Here is a 2,454-nt window from a genome sequence, read left to right as displayed (position 1 = left end):
GGGCTGCCCACTGCCTACGAGCTGCGGCATCTTTTGCCTCAGGGATCCCACCAGGTAACTGTAGTCAGCAATACTCCAAAGTTTACGTTTACCCCTTCTCTGCCGTGGGTGGCGCTGGGCCTGAAGCGGCTGGCGGACATTCAGGTGGAGCTGCCGCAGCGGCTGGAGAGGAAGGGGATTGAATTTATCCAGGGCACGGTAACCGACTTGCAGCCGCCAAAGCGCACCCTGCGGGTTAACGGGGAGCCTCTGGCCTACGACTACTTGGTGGTGGCCACGGGAGCGGAGTTGGCCTTGGACGCCATCCCAGGTCTGGGGCCGGAACAGGGGTTTACCCAGTCGGTGTGCACGCCGCACCATGCTTTGCTAGCTCAGAAGGCGTGGGCAGAGTTTCTCCGCCAGCCGGGGCCGCTGGTGGTGGGGGCGGTGCCGGGGGCCAGTTGTTTTGGGCCGGCCTATGAGTTTGTCTTGCTGGCCGAGGGGCAGTTGCGAAAAAGAGGGCTGCGGGAGCAGGTGCCCATCACCTTCATCACGCCGGAGCCCTATGCTGGCCATTTCGGGATTGGCGGCATGGCGGGGGCCGAGGAGCTGGTGAAACGGCTGCTGGCCCAGCGGCAGATCCGGGTTTTGGCCAATACTGCCATTGCCCGTGTCGAAGAGGGGGAAATCGTGCTGGCAGAAGGGGAGCGGATCCCTTTTGCCTACGCCATGCTGCTGCCGCCCTTCCGGGGAGCCCAGTTCCTGCGGGAAGTCCCCGGCCTGACGGACGCCCGCGGTTTCCTGCCGGTAACTTCCACCTACCAGCATCCCGACTTCGATAGCTTCTATGCGGTGGGCGTGGTGACCCAGCTAGCCCCTTCCGAGACAACCCCTTTGCCGGTGGGAGTGCCCAAAACCGGCCAGATGACCGAGGCGATGGGGATGGCAGTGGCGCACAATATCGCCCTGCGCCTGGGAGCCCTGCGGGGGGAACCCGTGAGCCCGACGCTGGAAGCCATCTGCTTTGCCGACTTCGGCGATACGGGCATTCTCTTTTTGGCGGATCCTGTCTTGCCGGTGCTGGGGCGCCGCCGCCGCGCCCTGGCCGTACAAGGGCCATGGGTCAGTTGGCTCAAGTCCGCCTTTGAGCACTATTTCCTGGCCAAGATGCGCTGGGGGTGGGCGGTGCCTTGGTTTGAGCGCCTCAGTTTGCAGGGGGTGGGGCTCTCTCTGATAGAGCCCATCTCCAAACCATTGGGAGATTTGGTCTCCCCTTAGAAAAGTTCCGATTTTCTCGTCACGCTCAAGTTACGCCGGACACTTGCGCTATGAAAACTCAAGTCGGCAGGTTGCAACAACAAACGTTTTCCGGCTGGAGCTGGGGCCACCTGGGCTGGGCGCTGCTCTTCCTCTCGCTAGGGGGGCTGGGCGGCTGGCTGCTGGGATCCCAAGGCCGGCCCGGCCAAGGGGGGGCAGCTTTGGAGGTTGCCGGTCGCGTCGGCGGGACAGGGTCCCTGGAAGCCACCGAGGCCGCCCCGCTGACCACGCTGGAGGTCAAGCCACGGGAAATCAGCCAAGAGCGGATCCTGGTGGGCAGCCTAGAGGCCGTGGAGCGCACCCCCCTCAGCAGCCGCATCGTGGGCCGAGTCGTGGAGCTGCCGGTTCAGGAGGGGCAGCGGGTGGCGGCTGGATCCCTGATTGCCCGCCTGGATATCAGCGATGTGCAAGCCGCCCAGCAACAGGCCCAAGCCCAGCGGCAACAGGCTGAGGCGCAACTGCAGCAGGCCCAAGCAGGCCTTCTGGCCGCCCAGGCGGGGGTGAGGGGAGCGGAAGAAGCCTTGCGCCAGGTGCAAGCCCAGAAGCAGCAGGCGGAAGCGGAGCTGCAGGAGGCCCGTTTGCACCAAGAGCGGATGCAGAAGCTGCACGCCGAAGGAGCCGTGGCCCAAGCCCAGGTGGATCAGGCCAATACGCGGGTAGCCGTGCTCCTGGGCCGCCTGGCCCAGCTCGAGGCCGGGATCCAGCAGGCCGAACAGGGATTGACCCAAGCACGGGCCCAGCTTGCCCAGGCGGAAAGCCGGATCCCTGAGGTGCAGGCAGCCATGGCCCAGGCCCAGGCAGGGGTGGCGCAAACCCAAGCCAACCTTGCCTACGGAACCCTGGTTGCCCCCTTTGCCGGCGTCGTCACCCGCAAGTATGTGGAGGTAGGGGCTTTGGCGGGGCCGGGCCAGCCGATTGTGGAGCTAGAAAGCAGCGAGCGGCTGCGGTTTTCCATGGCCTTGCCCGAATCCCTGGCCGGCCAAATCCGGGTGGGACAAGCGGTGCCCATCAGCATCGACAGCCTCAACCAAACCGTGGAGGGAACCATCCGCCAAATCATCCCCAGCGCCGACCCCAGCTCAAGAACGGTGGAGGTGAAGGTGGAGATTCCCCCGCTCCCCGGAGCAATGCCGGGCATGCTGGGCCGTCTGAAGTTGG

General features: G+C 65.2%; 2 protein-coding genes. Both read left to right on the top strand.

The window, feature by feature from the left end:
• Nucleotides 1–1,257: NAD(P)/FAD-dependent oxidoreductase (locus NW853_RS01900; protein WP_414347418.1), on the top strand; the 1,257-nt coding region annotated here is incomplete at its 5' end.
• Between the two features lie 50 nt (nucleotides 1,258–1,307).
• Nucleotides 1,308–2,454, top strand: a 1,147-nt coding sequence (locus NW853_RS01895; protein WP_414347416.1) for an efflux RND transporter periplasmic adaptor subunit, incomplete at its 3' end; no start/stop codon positions are given.

It is taken from the genome of Synechococcus sp. H55.11 (genome assembly GCF_047462475.1).
Taxonomy (GTDB): domain Bacteria; phylum Cyanobacteriota; class Cyanobacteriia; order Thermostichales; family Thermostichaceae; genus Thermostichus.
Note: the sequence above shows the minus strand (reverse complement) of the source record. Positions and strands in the feature narration are given on the sequence as shown.